The organism is Mucilaginibacter pineti, assembly GCF_900101875.1.
In the GTDB taxonomy this organism is placed as follows: Bacteria; Bacteroidota; Bacteroidia; order Sphingobacteriales; family Sphingobacteriaceae; genus Mucilaginibacter; species Mucilaginibacter pineti.
Window position 1 is genome coordinate 135,953 of record NZ_FNAI01000005.1, and the last position, 15,200, is coordinate 151,152.

Consider the following 15,200-nt stretch of genomic DNA (forward strand, 5'->3'; position numbering starts at 1 on the left):
ATGTTTTATAATAAACCGTATTTTTAGCGAATGGATATAGCCAATTACTTAAGTGAACTGTTGGGCCTGCATGGGGAAGTAAATGTGCCGGGCCTTGGCTATTTTGTACATCGCCGCGTAAATGGCTATTATAACGATGCCGAAGGTAAATTCTATCCACCCGGTTATACCATACATTTCGATCCTCAAACTATTGAGGATGACGATAAATTAGCAAAGTACATCGCCGAAAGTAAAAAGATCTCGCTGGCATCATCAAAATACTTTACCGAAAAATATATTGCCGGTTTAAAATCCGAAGTTGCCTTACAGGACGTACCCTTTGCAAATGTGGGTTGGTTTTATATGGATAAAGGCCGGATAGCTTTCCGCGCAGAAGAAAAACACGGCGACAATGTATCTGTTTTTGGATATCAACCTATAAATATCAGGAAACTAAGCGGCGAAAAAGAAACATTTGTTACGAAAACAGTTACTGTACTACTTCAGCCGCCACCACCTCTTCCATTACCAACCGCGCCTACCCTGCCTGCGCAGATGCCGGTGCAGCCACAGGTTCAACCGCAAGTACAAATTCAACAGCAACCCGTTGTGGAGCAGCCTGAAGAATACGTTGAGGAAAAACAGGAAACCAAACGCGGCATTAGTGCTTGGGTAATTGTAGTTATTATTGCTGCTATTTTTGCCGCTGCCGCATTTGGATTATATAAATACAAACCCGGATTATTTGACAGACGCGGCGAACAGATACAACAGCCCGATGAATCAAAAGAAGTGGCAAAACCTGTTTTAAAGGCCGATACCGACACCACTAAAATTGTAGCACCTACTATTGATACACCCGCTAAGGCAATTTCCAAACCCGATAGCACGTTAAATAAAGCAGCAGCGGCTGTTAAAGCAGATACCGTTGCAAAACCAGTATACGTTATTTTCATCGGCTCGTTTAAAACACGAACACGAGGAGAAATGGAGCTTGCCAAATATAAAAAAGCTGGGATAGACGCCAGGATTTTGTCGGGCCCGGGAACAGGTAAACGCATAAAGATAGTTATCGGCAGCTTTGCAACATCTGCAGAAGCCGAAACCGAAAAAACTAAATTAATAACTTCAAAAAAAATAGGTAAAGATTCTTACTCACAACTACTCACTAATCCTCAAAAATGACATTATTATTTATACAGCAAGTTGCAGATACAGCCAAGCATTTAGCGGATACCGCAGGTCACCTAACCCAACCCATTACCACACAACCCGAAGAATTACGCTTTGGCGACCTGCTGATAAAAGGTGGTTGGGTAATGATCCCCATTGGTATCCTGGCTGTTTTGGGCCTGGTGATATTTTTTGAACGCTATTTTACCATCCGCAAGGCATCTAAAAATGAATCAAACCTGATGGTACAGGTAAGGGCAAGTATCCACTCCGGTAACCTGGAATCGGCCATTGCACTTTGCCGCAACAGTAATTCGCCGTTGGGCCGTATGCTGCAAAAGGGCCTGCTGCGTATTGGCCGGCCAATTAAAGATATTGAAGGCGCCATTGAAAACATTGGTAAATTGGAAGTATCAAAACTGGAAAAGAATATAGGTATATTAGGTATTGTAGCCGGTATTGCACCAATGTTTGGTTTCCTTGGTACCATTGCAGGGGTAATTAAAATATTTTACGATATCTCAAAAACCGACAACATCAGCATGGGTGTAATATCCGGCGGTTTATACGTGAAGATGGTAACATCGGCGGCTGGTTTATTTGTGGGTATTGTGGCCTACGTATGTTACCACGTTTTAAATATGATGGTTGATAAGATCATCCTTAACCTGGAAACAGATGCCATTGAATTTATTGACCTGTTAGAGGAGCCCAGCAAATGAATTTAAGAAAAAGACATAGAGGTGCATCGGCAGAGGTACATACATCGGCCATGAACGACATTATGTTCTTCCTGCTTTTGTTTTTCCTCATAGCATCTACAGTTACCAACCCGAACGTTATAAAGCTGGTACTGCCCAAATCATCAAGCGGGCAATCGGTATCAAAAAAAACGATAACTGTTTCGGTAACTAAAGATCTGCGGTATTACGTTGATAAAAAGGAAGTACCTGTTGATGCCCTGCAGGCAACACTAACCACCTACAAAACAGTAGCTACAGAACTAACCATAGTTTTATATGTTGATAAAACAGTAGCCATACAGGATGTGGTACAGGTAATGGATATAGCACAAAAATTAAACATAAAACTGGTACTGGCAACGGAACCGAAGTAAATCGGTGGCCTGAGATGTGGTTTGTGTGTGCTGTATTTATAGCATAAGTAATAACACAAACTACACCTCAGAACTCACACCTCAGAACAAGAAATGGATTACAGGGAAGACAATAATTATCCGAGAGCGTTTTTGGCAACAGGCATTATCATGGCTTTGTTAATAGCGGCGTGTTATTTTATTGTATTTCAAAACCCGCCTAAGGAGCAGGAAGGTACCGGTGGTATCCTTGTAAATTACGGTACGGTAGATGAAGGTATGGGCAACGATTACATGAGTACCGAAGAACCATCGGTGGCCGAAAAAGCCAATCATGTAAAACCCGAAAAGGTTACCAAAGAAACTCCTACCGAAGAAAAGCCTACTCCTGAAAGCAGCGACAAAACCGTAGTTACCCAAAACACCGAAGATGCGCCTGAAGTGGCCGCACCTACAAAAAAAGCAACCAATACCGTAACTGCAACACAACCGGTTAAAACCCCGGCCAAACCCACCGTTAACCAAAACGCACTTTATAAAGGCAAAGCAAGCACAGGTACCGGCGAAGGTGATGGTACAGGAAACACTCCGGGTAACCAGGGCAAGCCAAATGGTTCAACGCTTACCAATAATTACAATGGAACCGGATCTGGCAATGGTGGTAACCTGAACCTATCATCACGTAATTTTGTAAGCAAGCCCACTATTGATGATGGTAATAGATTTACCGGTAAAATAGTAATTGATATAGAAGTAGACAAAGCTGGTAATGTAATTTCTGCCAAAGCTGGTCGTGGCACTACTATATCCGACTATAACCTGATAACAAAATGCGAAAATGCTGTTAAAAACTCCCGCATCACTTCGCTTGATACCGCCCCCGATACGCAGCAAGGTTCGGTTGTATTTGTGTTTAAGGTAAATTAATTTTTAGTTTACAGTTGGCTGTTTTCACTTTGCAGTTCTTATCTATAACTTTGCTAACTAAGCAAACCGCCCACTGCAAACTGCCAGCCGAATAATGAACTACTCCGCCACCATTAAATATCTATATACCCAGCTCCCCATGTTTACACGCGATGGGGCATCGGCGTATAAGGCTAATCTCGACAATACTATTGAACTTTGTAATCGCCTTGGTAATCCGCAGCATGAATTTAAAAGCGTGCATATAGCCGGCACCAACGGCAAAGGTTCAACATCGCACATGCTGGCGGCAATTTTGCAAACGGCAGGTTATAAAACCGGCTTGTATACCTCACCTCATTTAAAAGATTTCAGGGAGCGCATCCGTATAAACGGCGAAATGATAAGCGAGCAAACGGTTATTGATTTTGTGCACGATCATCTTGCAGATTTTGATGAGATAGCCCCTTCCTTTTTTGAAATGACGGTTGGCCTCGCCTTTGACATTTTCGCTAAGGAAAAGGTAGACATTGCCATTATTGAAGTAGGCCTTGGCGGCCGATTAGATTCCACCAACATCATCACCCCGCTCCTGGCAATAATTACCAACATCGGCTGGGACCACATGAATATCCTGGGCAATACGCTGCAACTAATAGCCGGCGAAAAAGCGGGGATCATCAAACCTGGTATCCCCGTGATAATTGGCGAACACCAGCCCGAAATAGCACACATATTTATAGGCAAAGCCGAAAAGGAAGGCAGTCCGGTCAAGTTTGCATCAGAGGAAATTCAAAATTCAAAATTCAAAATTCAAAATATAAATGGAGAGGACAAGCTTGTTATTGAAATAGCCGAACAATCCCCGCTCCCCCTTCCCCGCTCCCCCCACCTCAATCTAAGCCTTGACCTCACCGGCACTTATCAGCTTAAAAATGTAAAAACGGTTTTATTGGCTGTTGAGGAATTACGCGAGCAGGGGTTTAACATTACTGATGAGCATATAACTACCGCACTATCTAATGTAAAAGCATTAACGGGCTTACACGGGCGCTGGGAGGTTTTAAATCGCCAGCCGCTTACCATTTGTGACACTGGTCACAATCCCGAAGGCATACAGGAAGTATTAAAAAACATTGCTTCGGTGGCTTATAAACACCTGCATTTTGTGATAGGAATGGTGAACGATAAAGATAGCAGCAAGGTTTTAGCAATGCTGCCTAAAAATGCCACCTACTACTTTTGCAAACCCGATATCCCCAGAGGATTAGAAGCTGAAAGCTTAAAGCTGAAAGCAGAAAGCTTTGGCTTACAAGGTGAAACCTATCCCTCTGTAAAAACAGCCCTGCAAACAGCGCAGGAGAATGCCGGCGATAACGATCTGGTGTTTGTTGGCGGCAGTACTTTTGTAGTGGCAGAGGTTGTCTGAATCAGAATTTTCTGTATTAATGAATTAACAGAATACGAAGCACAAATTTTGAAAATTCTTAAATCCTGTAAATTCTGATTAATATTATATTTTTACTCCTATAAAAATCACATAATCATACCTATGACTTACGTACCCTCTGCCGATAGATATCAAAAAATGCAATACCGCCGCTGTGGTAATAGCGGCATAAAGTTACCGGCCATTTCCTTAGGCCTATGGCACAATTTCGGACATGTAGATGTTACCGAAAACTACCGGAAAATTTTACACCTGGCTTTTGACAGCGGAATTACCCATTTTGATCTGGCAAACAATTACGGTCCGCCCCCGGGTTCGGCCGAAGAAAACTTTGGTCGTATTTTAAAAGAAGATTTTCGTGGTTACCGCGATGAAATGATCATTAGCAGTAAAGCGGGCTACACCATGTGGGATGGCCCTTACGGCGACTGGGGCTCAAAAAAATACCTTGTTGCCAGTTTAGATCAAAGCCTGAAACGCATGGGTTTGGAGTATGTAGATATATTTTATCACCACCGCCCTGATCCCGAAACCCCGCTTGAAGAAACAATGGCCGCGCTCGACCTCATCGTTCGCCAGGGTAAGGCGTTATACGCAGGTATCTCCAACTATCCTGCCGATAAAGCCGACGAAGCCATAGCCATATTAAAACGTTTAGGCACCCCATGTTTGATCCATCAACCTAAATATTCCATGTTTGTTCGCGACCCGGAAGCAGGCTTATTGGAGGTGCTGGAGAAAGACGGAGTTGGTTGTATTCCTTTCTCGCCGTTGGCACAGGGTTTACTCACCAACAAATACCTTCACGGCATTCCCGAGGATTCAAGGGCTGCCCGGTCAACCGGTTTCCTGCAAACAAGCCAGGTAACCCCCGAAAGGATAAGCCAGATCTCGCGTTTGAATGAACTTGCCATAAAACGCGGACAAACACTTGCTCAAATGGCCCTGGCCTGGTTGTTGAAAGACAAACGCGTAACATCTGTACTCATCGGTGCAAGCCGCGCCGAGCAATTGGCCGATTCATTAAAGGCACTGGATAACATTGAGTTTTCGGCAGATGAGCTTGCACAGATAGAAACGATATTGGCGTAGGCCATAATTTTTTACACTGTCATCCTGAACGGAGTGAAAGATCTGATTGCCGCCTCGCTACCCGGCAATAGATGCTTCACGCTGTTCAGCATGACAAATCTCCTAACATATGGCAACTATAAACTGGGGAATAATAGGATGCGGTAATGTAACCGAAGTTAAAAGCGGACCGGCATTTAAAAAGGTGGCCGATAGCGACCTGGTTGCTGTTATGCGTCGCGATGCCACCAAAGCTGCCGATTATGCGGCAAGGCACCTCGTTGGCAAATGGTACGATGATGCTGACAACCTAATGGACGACGCCGGTGTAAATGCCATTTATATTGCTACCCCGCCATCATCACATTTAACTTATGCCCTTGCAGCACTTGAAAAGGACCTTAATGTTTATGTTGAAAAGCCCGTTACCCGTAATGCTGCCGAAGCCCGCGCAATAGCCGAAGCCGTAAAAAAAGGTAATGCAAAATTAACGGTAGCCCATTACCGGCGTGCAGTGCCTATGTTTTTGGCAGTAAAAGAGTTGTTGAATAAAAATAAAATTGGAGATGTACGCACCGTACAGATCAGGATGTGGCAAAGCCGCAAGCCCAACCTTATTGCCGATACGGAAACCAATTGGCGGGTAAATCCCGAGTTATCAGGCGGTGGTTATTTCCATGACCTTGCGCCCCACCAGCTCGATCTGATGCTGTACTACTTTGGCGAGCCCGAAAAATATCATGGCTTTTCGCTCAATCAATCGGGTGCTACCCCGGCAGATGATCATGTTTGCGGACAAATTCTGTTTAAAAATAACGTAGTGGTAAACGGTTCATGGTGTTTTAACGTGGCCGAAAACCAAACCACTGATACCTGCGAGATCATAGGTACTAATGGCAAAATCACCTTTCCGTTTTTTGGTAATTACATTACCTGGAAAACTGATACCGAGGAGGAAACCATTACCTTCCAACATCCGCAACACATACAGCAGCCCATGATTGAAAAAATAGTAGCCTATTTTAAAGACGAAGGGCCTAACCCCTGCTCAATAGACGAAGCCATAACGCTCATGGATATTATAGATGCCTTTACCATTGCCAATTAAATGAACCCTGCCTTATCATTCCCACCAATGCCTGCCGGCGCTAATGAAAGCATCATTAAGCCGTCATTATCATTCAAAAAACAGGTGTATCGCTGCGTGGGTGCCATATTATTATTTATAATCACCTACGTTTTAATGTTTGTTGGCGCACTGGCCATAGCTGTAGTATTTGCCTATTTCGGGATAACTATTATGGAGAGCTTGTCGTCGTTTATAACGCTTATTTTAGGTGGGGCGCTGATAGGTTCGGGATTGATGCTGCTGTTTTTTGTGATCAAATTTCTGTTTAAAAGAACGCGTACAGATTATTCGGGGATGATGGAGATCACCGAACAGGATCAGCCTCAACTGTTTGAATTTATAAGGCAACTCACTGCCGAGGCAAAGGCACCGTTCCCCAAGCGCATGTTTTTATCGGCCGATGTTAACGCCGGAGTTTTTTATAATTCCAGCTTCTGGAGTATGTTTTTTCCGGTTAAAAAGAACTTGAAGATAGGGCTTGGCCTGGTTAACAGCCTTAATGTATCAGAATTTAAAGCGGTTATGGCACATGAATTTGGCCATTTTTCGCAACGGAGCATGAAGTTTGGCAGTTACGTTTATAACCTCAATAAGGTTATCCATAATATGCTGTATGATAACGACAGATATGGCCGGTTAATAAATAGCTTTGCCAGGATGCACGCATTATTCAGGCTTTTTGCCTGGATAAATATTAAGATAGTTGAAGGGATGCAGCAAATCCTTAAGGGCGTTTACGTGGTACTTAATAAAACCTACCTGGGCCTGTCGCGCCAAATGGAGTTTCATGCTGATGCAGTGGCGGCTTATGTTAGCGGTTCAAACCAAATGGTAAGTTCGTTGCAGCGTACCAATATTGGGCAACTATGTTATACCGGTTTAATAAACTACTGGAATACCCAGCTTGGCGATAATAAACGGTCGGCAAACTTTTATCCGCAGCAACTGGAAATGCTCAGGCACTTTTCGCGCAAGCATAATTTACTATTAGATGATGCAGGCTTACCTGTAATTACAAACGGAATAGCCGACCTCATAGGCGGCAGCCAGTTAGTTATTAACGATCAATGGTCATCGCACCCTTCAAATGACGACCGGACAATAAGTTTAGAACGGATCAATCTCATAACCCCAACCGTTACCGAACCGGCATGGTTGCTTTTTAAAAACGCCGAACAACTGCAACTGCAACTTACCGATTCCTTATACGCATCGGCAAAATTAGATAATGACATTGCAGCGGTTGATCTGGAAGGGTTTAAAGCCGATTTTTATAGCGCTATCGATAAAAACTCATTCAATAGTATTTACAAAGGATATTATGATGAGCGCGGGATCAATGCATTTGACATTGATGAAGCCATAATAAACCCCGTTGCAATACCATCTGTTGGCATTGACGAATTGTTAAGCGATACCAATTGCAGCCTGCCCCGCACTGCCGAAACCATGCAACAGGATATGGCAACATTGGATACGCTGATTGATGTGAGGAAAGACATAAAAACCTTCGACTATAAAGGGGTAAAATATAAATCCACCGAAGCGCAGACTGTCAGGAATCTTATTGAAAAAGAACGCCTACACATTTTGAAAAACACCGAAGAACTCGACAAAAGCCTGTTTATCTATTACTACAAAAACTGTAAAACCGAAGTTAATCAACAATTGCTTGCCGGCAAATACCGGAATTTATTTAAATACCAGGCTGAGGCCATTAAAGATTATGATTTGTATAACAACATCATGTCGGTTTTTAGCAAGGTATACAATAGCATGACGGCAGAGAATATCCACAGTACTGTTAATACAGTTTACAACCATGAGCAGCAGCTAAAGCCGCGGATCCAGGAAATTATTGCAGACGAAGAAACCCGCTCCCATATAAATGAGGACGAGTTAAAGGCCATTGATAAATACTTAAAATCAAAATGGGTATACTATTACGAGCCCAGTTATGATAATGAAGCTATAGGAATTTTCAATGCAGGAGTTGGCAACTACATCTCGGCTGTAGCAAAACGCAATTTTGAGTTAAAAAAAGACCTGTTAAATTTTCAAACAAGTTTAGCATAAACATTTGTAAACATTTTATTACGTATTTTCAAACATCGTAAACACATATATGTTACACATCTGAAAATTTAGATGTAACCCCACGAGTATGCCAACAAAAAAACTTATAGCACCATTTTATGAACGACTTGCATTAACACTGGTAGGTTTTTTTGCCCTCGGTTATCTCATTGTCATAGGCAAGGATCTGCTCGATCCGCTGATCTTCGGATTTATATTTGCCATTTTGTTATTACCTATCTCTAATTTTTTAGAGAAAAGATTAAGGTTGCCACGCAGCATGTCCTCACTGGTTTCTATTTTACTGTTGATAACAGTTATCGGCGGGATCTTGTACCTGGTGGGATCACAAATTTCAAACCTGGCTAATGACTGGCCTATGCTAAAAAAACAGGTTGAGCAATCATTGCATGAACTACAGGAATGGGTGCAAACTTCTTTCCATATCCAGGCGGCAAACCAAATGAAATATGTGAAGGATACGGCAGATCAATTAATGGCCTCGGGCACTGACGTATTGGGAACAACCTTTGGCGCTATATCGTCGTTGATGATATTCTATGTATTCATCCTTATTTTTACATTTTTTATATTGTTATACAGACGTCTGCTGTTACGTTTTGTGATATGGGTTTTTCGGGATGAAAACTCACATGTAGTGATGGATATTGTAGAGAACATCCAATCCATACTACGTCAATACATTTTAGGTTTACTGCTGGAAATGGTAATTGTAGCCAGCGTTGCCATTACAGTATTTTGGATAATAGGCATCAAATACGCGGCGCTTTTGGGTATTATAGTAGGTTTATTTAACATCATCCCATACATTGGTATTTTTACAGCGTTATTGCTTAGTACACTCATAACTTTCGCTACAGGTAATATTGGCAAAACGGTTACAGTTGTAATTAGTGTTATAGGTATCCACGCTGTAGATGCCAACTTTTTGCTGCCAACAATAGTAGGATCAAAAGTAAGACTTAACGCGCTGATATCATTTATAGGTATTATCCTGGGCGAGATGATCTGGGGGTTATCAGGCATGTTTTTATCTATCCCGGTTATCGCCATATTTAAAATTATTTTCGACCGCATAGAGAGCCTTAAACCGTGGGGATACCTGCTTGGCGGCGATTACGAGTACAAAAAAGCACCTGCTGAAGAAATGAAAACCGAGTAATATTTAACTAAAAATTCATATTGAGCACATTGCGGGTTTAAACATTTATTATAAGTTTGTATCTTATTGATACCCCTACTTATAATGCAAACTATTAATGAACAATCGCGCCCTATTTACAGGTGCAAAAAATGCAATACAACATTGGAAATTCGCCGCAAACGTGGCCCCATCCTTAAAACTTTCTTTTTTTGGCTCGATATAAAAAAGTTCTTTTGCGAGCGTTGTCTTACTAACCGGTACCATTTAAAATAGCAATTTTATTTGCGTAATTGTTCCGGGCGTATAGTTAATATAGTCATTTACCGGTACAAATTTACAAATGAAAAATCCTGTTAAAATTCAACATAAGTATACCTTTATTATACTTATAGGCTTGCTTATGCCATTTTTTTCGGTAGCACAAAACAAATCCAATAGTTTCAGGGTAGTACCTTTGGGCGTTTTAGGAGGTATCGACGAAAGTAACCTATCTGCATATATGCTGGCAGCAAAAGGCAGTAATAATTATATCTGTCTTGATGCTGGCACCTTACACTATGGCCTGCAAAAAGCCGTTGATAACAAGGTTTTTAGTTTACCTGCCGAAAAGGTTTTGAAGCAATATATCAAGGGTTACTTCATATCTCACGCCCATTTAGATCATATTGCCGGGCTCATTATTAATGCGCCCGATGACAGTACAAAAAATATTTACGGACTGCAAAGCACATTGGAAACCATAAAAACCCACTATTTTACCTGGGCAAGCTGGGCTAATTTTGCTAATCAGGGTGAAGCCCCGGCACTTAAAAAATACCATTACACAGCGCTTGTTCCTGGCAATGAAACTGCAATTGAAAATACAGATCTTAAAGTACAGGTTTTCCCGTTAAGTCACTCCAACCTTACCAGCACCGCATTTTTGGTACGCAGTAACAATGCCTATATTTTGTATTTGGGCGATACTGGGGCAGATGAGATAGAGAAAAGCAGCAACTTCCAAAATATGTGGCAGGCCGTTGCTCCACTGGTAAAAAGCAAACAGCTAAAGGCTATAATGATAGAAGTATCCTTCCCAGATGAACAGCCCGATAAAACGTTATTTGGTCACCTCACCCCACATTGGCTAATGGTTGAACTTGATAAACTGGCGGCCCTAACCGGCGTGGATGCCATAAAAGGGCTAAATGTTGTGGTTACTCACCTAAAGCCACCGGCCGTCAGCATCAGCAAAATAAAAACTCAGTTAAAGGTTGCCAATAAGCTGCAACTTAATTTGATATACCCTCAGCAAGGAAAAGCGTTGAATTTTTAGGCTACCCGTTTGGCTAATATCAAACAATTGGTTAAATTTCCGTTCGCCAAAACTAAACCGGTCAACCTATGAAAATGTTAAAAAATTGCCTGCTGTTTTGCTTTATGCTATGCGTAAATATTGCATACGCCCAACAACAAGGCAAGGTAATTGAAGAGCAAACTGTTAAAAGCAGTATTTTAAAACGCAACGTAAAGTATACCATATACTTGCCGTCTGATTACGAAACCGCTAATCGCACCTATCCCATCGTTTACCTGCTGCATGGCTACACCGACGATAATACCGGCTGGCTGCAATATGGCGAAGTGAACCGTTTTGCGGATAAAGCCATTGCCGATGGCACTATCCCCCCAATGATCATCGTGATGCCCAATGCCGATTCGAGTTGGTATATCAACTCGTACGATGGTAAGGAAAAGTACGAGGACTTTTTTATCAAAGAATTTATACCCCACATTGAAAAGGCATATCGTGTAAAAACCGAGAAGAAATACCGTGGTGTTGCCGGCCTGTCAATGGGTGGTTATGGCACACTTATTTACGCCATTAAATATCCGCAATTGTTTAGTGCTGCGGCGGCGCTGAGCGCTGCTGTTCTCCCAGACGACCAAATGGTTGGCCAACCTGATGAAAATTATGAAAATGTTTTCGGTCAGCTTTTTGGCCGTGGGTTAAAAGGTAAGGACAGGCTGAGCAAAGCATGGCAGGCAAATTCTGTTTTAGATCTGGTTCAAAACAAAACCGCAGACCAACTGAGCAGCGTACGTTACTGGATTGACTGCGGCGATGATGATTTTTTAACCAAAGGAAATTGCCTGCTGCATATCGCACTTACGGAAAAGAAAGTACCGCATGAATACCGCGTACGCGACGGCGCCCACAACTGGACGTACTGGCGCACCGGTATCATCAATGCGCTGCAGTTCATAGGCGATAGTTTCCGTCAAAAATAGGCTTGTATCAGTAATTGTTTTGGGGCTATGACAAAAGATTTTGAACTATCAGTTACCAGCGATAAACTCACAGCATTAATATCCGAAGAAATTTGGATCGATGAGTTTTTTAAAAACATTTTTGAAGATAGATCGGGCAAGGTGTATACCGATTTTTGCAAAAGTCTGGCCTCGTATCACTATGATGAGGGCGGTTCGCCAGAAGTGCATGAGTTTGAAATAATAAGATCACACTTTAACACCGAAAAACTTACCGGCGAGTTCACGTGTGCCTTTGCTGTTTATTTTTTTTGGGGATGCTCCGGCATCAACTCAGACAAACGTGATACCCTCACCTGGAAATTTAAGGTAGATACACAAAACGAAAAGATAGCCCTCACCGGCGAAGAACCCTGGGTGGTGGAATGATGAAGATGTGCAGATTTTAGATTACAGATGTGCAGATGAAAAATCACTATCGCCAACAACTCGTACTTGATACTAACTACTTGATACCAAAATGAAATATATAATTATTTGTTTATTGCTATCGGCAGCCAGCGTATTTGCGCAGCCTGCGGGTAAAATAATGGAGGAGCAAAACATCAAAAGCGACATTTTAAAACATAATGTAAAATACGCTATCTATCTCCCACCTGATTACGAAACATCGAATCGAAGCTATCCGGTTGTATACCTGCTGCATGGCTATGGCGACGACCAAACAGGTTGGCTACAGTTTGGAGAAGTAAACCGATATGCCGACAAAGCCATTGCCGACGGCACCATACCACCCATGATCATTGTAATGCCCGATGCGCAAACTACCTGGTACATCAACGCTTTTGATAGGAAACAAAGCTACGAAGACTTCTTTTTTAAAGAGTTTATACCAGCCATCGAAAAAGATTACCGTATTAAAAGCAGCAAACAATACCGCGCCGTTGCGGGCCTTTCCATGGGGGGCTACGGTACACTTATTTACAGTATAAAACACCCCGATATGTTTTCGGCAGCAGCGGCATTTAGCGCGGCCGTACGTACCGATGATGATTTCATAGGCGTTACCGATGCCCGCTGGGCAGAGGCATACAGCAAAGTTTTCGGTCCTAATCTCAAAGGTAAAGAACGGCTTAATGCTACGTGGCAGGCCAACTCGGTTCTGGGGTTGGTACAAAGCAAACAAACCGATGAACTTAACGAAGTACGTTACTGGATTGACTGCGGCGATGACGATGCCTTAAGCAAAGGCAATTCCCTGTTGCACATCGCTTTAATGGAAAAGAATGTACCGCATGAGTTCCGCATCCGCGATGGCGCCCACACCTGGACCTATTGGCGTACCGGCATCACCAACGCGCTGGAATTTATAGGCGACAGCTTCAGGCAGAAATAAAGGTAGATGTTCAGGTGTGCAAATTTCAGATGTGCAGATTAAAAAAGAGTATTGTTCCTGCTTTATGTAATTGATATCTGATACTAACTACGTGATACCAAAAACTATTGATCACTTAAAATATCTTCGCAATTCTTTTTCAGCTTCTCTAATCGTGCGGGAAGAGTATCAAGCACTTTATCATCTTTTATATTTTGATAAAGTGATTTAATAAGAATAAGCGTATTATCATCCGGGTCGCAAGCCTGGGCTTTTTCAAGGTGAGGCAAAGCGTTCTTAACTTTGGCAATATCGGCTTCGTCTTTAATTTCCGCATTAGGTGCTTTATCTGCGATACCCTTTATCAGCAAATAGCCTAATGCCCTATGGGCTACGTAATAATTAGGCTGAGCGGCAATTACCATTTTATAAAATGCAATTGCTTTTACACTTTGGCCACCATCCTCATAAAGTTTGGCCATAGAATTATAATAACTTATACGGACTTTCTGCGGAAGTTTAAGCGTATCAGGAAGTATTTTTTCACCAATATCCATTGCCTTATCCTGCTCGTTTTGTAGACGTGCAAGATTAAAGTCGAGATATTGATCGTAAACCTTATCAGCATTTTGTGCTTGTGCCAGCAAACCGACGACAACCATCAACAACAAAAGGCATGTTCTTTTAAGCATAGCAACAAATATAAAGCTCAGCCTCTTAACGTAATAACTGGTAGTTTAATATAGGAGTATTTGAGCAACTCAACTTTATTCCAAAATCTCCGCTATTTCTTCAAAGCCCTTTTCACGGGCTAAATCGGCGGGTAGTTTGCCACCTTCCATGCGGGTATTAACTTCGGCACCGTGCTCCAGCAATAATATGAGTAATTCCAGATTTCCGTTTTGCGCAGCGGAATGCAATGGTGTTGCACCGGCCTGCTGTTTAATATTAATGAGCGACCCGTTATCGATGAGCATCCGCGCTATTTGTGTATAGTTACCCACACATGCCGAGTGCAATGGATACACCTGGAAACCATTGTTTGATGGTATATTAACATTGGCCCCTTTAAGTACCAGGTATCGGGCCACATCATGGTGCCCAAAATAGCAAGCCAGGCCCAAAGCTGTAAAACCATCGGGTGCATGCTCGTCTAAAGAATCGGGGTGTTCATAAACCAGGTTTGCTATTACTTCAAGCTTACCCGCCGCCGCGGCCTCAAACATGTTTATCTCGTTTACATGTTTAAGCAGCAGATTGGTAACCTCTGGTTTTTTATAATAACAAGAAAGCATAATAGGCGAAACCTGGTGACTGGTGGGCGTAGTGGCAAGTTTTGGATCTTGCAAAAGCAAGGCCTCCAACTGGGCTAAATTGGCAGTAGTTATATATTCTTCCAGCTTTTCTACACTCATTTTTTATAACGAACCAAGGCTTTTCTACATCAGGCATTGGCTTTAAGGAGCCTTATGTAAGCTTGTTTCTCAATAATACTAAAAAAATAAAAACCCACCTAACTATTTGTAT

Annotated in this window: 15 protein-coding genes; 13 read left to right on the forward strand and 2 right to left on the reverse strand. The window is 42.3% G+C overall.

The window, feature by feature from the left end; translation table 11 throughout:
- The first annotated feature begins 30 nt into the window (after window positions 1-30).
- From BLS59_RS12920 to BLS59_RS12980, 13 genes are all read left to right on the forward strand, one after another.
- A complete protein-coding gene (locus BLS59_RS12920) occupies window positions 31-1,167 on the forward strand; it encodes an HU domain-containing protein (RefSeq protein ID WP_091149703.1) in 1,137 nt (378 codons plus the stop codon).
- On the forward strand, window positions 1,164-1,877 hold the full coding sequence (locus tag BLS59_RS12925; protein WP_091149704.1) for a MotA/TolQ/ExbB proton channel family protein: 714 nt from the start codon (window positions 1,164-1,166) through the stop codon (window positions 1,875-1,877). The genes BLS59_RS12920 and BLS59_RS12925 overlap by 4 nt, the downstream gene beginning before the upstream one ends.
- Window positions 1,874-2,272, forward strand: coding sequence for an ExbD/TolR family protein (locus BLS59_RS12930; protein ID WP_091149705.1), 399 nt, complete (start codon window positions 1,874-1,876; stop codon window positions 2,270-2,272). Before BLS59_RS12925 ends, BLS59_RS12930 begins: the two co-directional genes overlap by 4 nt.
- Window positions 2,273-2,365: 93 nt before the next feature.
- Window positions 2,366-3,178, forward strand: coding sequence for a hypothetical protein (locus BLS59_RS12935; protein ID WP_091149706.1), 813 nt, complete (start codon window positions 2,366-2,368; stop codon window positions 3,176-3,178).
- Window positions 3,179-3,272: 94 nt separating this feature from the next.
- Window positions 3,273-4,586 carry a bifunctional folylpolyglutamate synthase/dihydrofolate synthase gene (locus tag BLS59_RS12940; RefSeq protein ID WP_091149707.1) on the forward strand — a complete coding sequence of 438 codons (1,314 nt, stop codon included), beginning with the start codon at window positions 3,273-3,275 and terminating at the stop codon, window positions 4,584-4,586.
- 123 nt (window positions 4,587-4,709) lie between these two features.
- Window positions 4,710-5,699, forward strand: a complete 990-nt coding sequence (gene mgrA, locus BLS59_RS12945; protein WP_091149708.1) for an L-glyceraldehyde 3-phosphate reductase — start codon at window positions 4,710-4,712, stop codon at window positions 5,697-5,699.
- Between the two features lie 109 nt (window positions 5,700-5,808).
- Window positions 5,809-6,786, forward strand: coding sequence for a Gfo/Idh/MocA family protein (locus BLS59_RS12950; RefSeq protein WP_091149709.1), 978 nt, complete (start codon window positions 5,809-5,811; stop codon window positions 6,784-6,786).
- A complete protein-coding gene (locus BLS59_RS12955) occupies window positions 6,787-8,883 on the forward strand; it encodes a M48 family metallopeptidase (protein WP_091149710.1) in 2,097 nt (698 codons plus the stop codon).
- Window positions 8,884-8,971: 88 nt separating this feature from the next.
- Complete coding sequence (locus BLS59_RS12960) at window positions 8,972-10,066, forward strand: AI-2E family transporter (protein WP_091149711.1); 1,095 nt, start codon at window positions 8,972-8,974, stop codon at window positions 10,064-10,066.
- 322 nt (window positions 10,067-10,388) lie between these two features.
- Entirely contained in the window at window positions 10,389-11,363 is a 975-nt protein-coding gene (locus BLS59_RS12965) for an MBL fold metallo-hydrolase (RefSeq protein ID WP_091149712.1), read from the forward strand.
- A gap of 68 nt (window positions 11,364-11,431) precedes the next feature.
- Window positions 11,432-12,319, forward strand: a complete 888-nt coding sequence (locus BLS59_RS12970) for an alpha/beta hydrolase (RefSeq protein WP_205411259.1) — start codon at window positions 11,432-11,434, stop codon at window positions 12,317-12,319.
- A gap of 27 nt (window positions 12,320-12,346) precedes the next feature.
- Entirely contained in the window at window positions 12,347-12,727 is a 381-nt protein-coding gene (locus BLS59_RS12975) for a hypothetical protein (protein ID WP_091149713.1), read from the forward strand.
- Window positions 12,728-12,818: 91 nt separating this feature from the next.
- On the forward strand, window positions 12,819-13,694 hold the full coding sequence (locus BLS59_RS12980; protein WP_091149714.1) for an alpha/beta hydrolase: 876 nt from the start codon (window positions 12,819-12,821) through the stop codon (window positions 13,692-13,694).
- Window positions 13,695-13,798: 104 nt separating this feature from the next.
- Here the strand turns inward: BLS59_RS12980 and BLS59_RS12985 are convergent, their stop codons facing one another.
- On the reverse strand, window positions 13,799-14,365 hold the full coding sequence (locus BLS59_RS12985; RefSeq protein ID WP_143014126.1) for a tetratricopeptide repeat protein: 567 nt from the start codon (window positions 14,363-14,365) through the stop codon (window positions 13,799-13,801).
- A 75-nt stretch (window positions 14,366-14,440) separates the two neighbouring features.
- Complete coding sequence (locus BLS59_RS12990; protein ID WP_091149716.1) at window positions 14,441-15,088, reverse strand: ankyrin repeat domain-containing protein; 648 nt, start codon at window positions 15,086-15,088, stop codon at window positions 14,441-14,443.
- Between the last annotated feature and the right edge of the window lie 112 nt (window positions 15,089-15,200).

Coding starts and splice junctions, on each gene's coding strand:
- BLS59_RS12985 (WP_143014126.1), bottom strand. CDS start 14,365: ATGCTTAAAAGAACATGCCTTTTGTTGTTGATGGTTGTCGTCGGTTTG.
- BLS59_RS12920 (WP_091149703.1), top strand. CDS start 31: ATGGATATAGCCAATTACTTAAGTGAACTGTTGGGCCTGCATGGGGAA.
- mgrA (WP_091149708.1), top strand. CDS start 4,710: ATGACTTACGTACCCTCTGCCGATAGATATCAAAAAATGCAATACCGC.
- BLS59_RS12980 (WP_091149714.1), top strand. CDS start 12,819: ATGAAATATATAATTATTTGTTTATTGCTATCGGCAGCCAGCGTATTT.
- BLS59_RS12935 (WP_091149706.1), top strand. CDS start 2,366: ATGGATTACAGGGAAGACAATAATTATCCGAGAGCGTTTTTGGCAACA.
- BLS59_RS12970 (WP_205411259.1), top strand. CDS start 11,432: ATGAAAATGTTAAAAAATTGCCTGCTGTTTTGCTTTATGCTATGCGTA.
- BLS59_RS12990 (WP_091149716.1), bottom strand. CDS start 15,088: ATGAGTGTAGAAAAGCTGGAAGAATATATAACTACTGCCAATTTAGCC.
- BLS59_RS12940 (WP_091149707.1), top strand. CDS start 3,273: ATGAACTACTCCGCCACCATTAAATATCTATATACCCAGCTCCCCATG.
- BLS59_RS12925 (WP_091149704.1), top strand. CDS start 1,164: ATGACATTATTATTTATACAGCAAGTTGCAGATACAGCCAAGCATTTA.
- BLS59_RS12965 (WP_091149712.1), top strand. CDS start 10,389: ATGAAAAATCCTGTTAAAATTCAACATAAGTATACCTTTATTATACTT.
- BLS59_RS12975 (WP_091149713.1), top strand. CDS start 12,347: ATGACAAAAGATTTTGAACTATCAGTTACCAGCGATAAACTCACAGCA.
- BLS59_RS12960 (WP_091149711.1), top strand. CDS start 8,972: ATGCCAACAAAAAAACTTATAGCACCATTTTATGAACGACTTGCATTA.
- BLS59_RS12930 (WP_091149705.1), top strand. CDS start 1,874: ATGAATTTAAGAAAAAGACATAGAGGTGCATCGGCAGAGGTACATACA.
- BLS59_RS12950 (WP_091149709.1), top strand. CDS start 5,809: ATGGCAACTATAAACTGGGGAATAATAGGATGCGGTAATGTAACCGAA.
- BLS59_RS12955 (WP_091149710.1), top strand. CDS start 6,787: ATGAACCCTGCCTTATCATTCCCACCAATGCCTGCCGGCGCTAATGAA.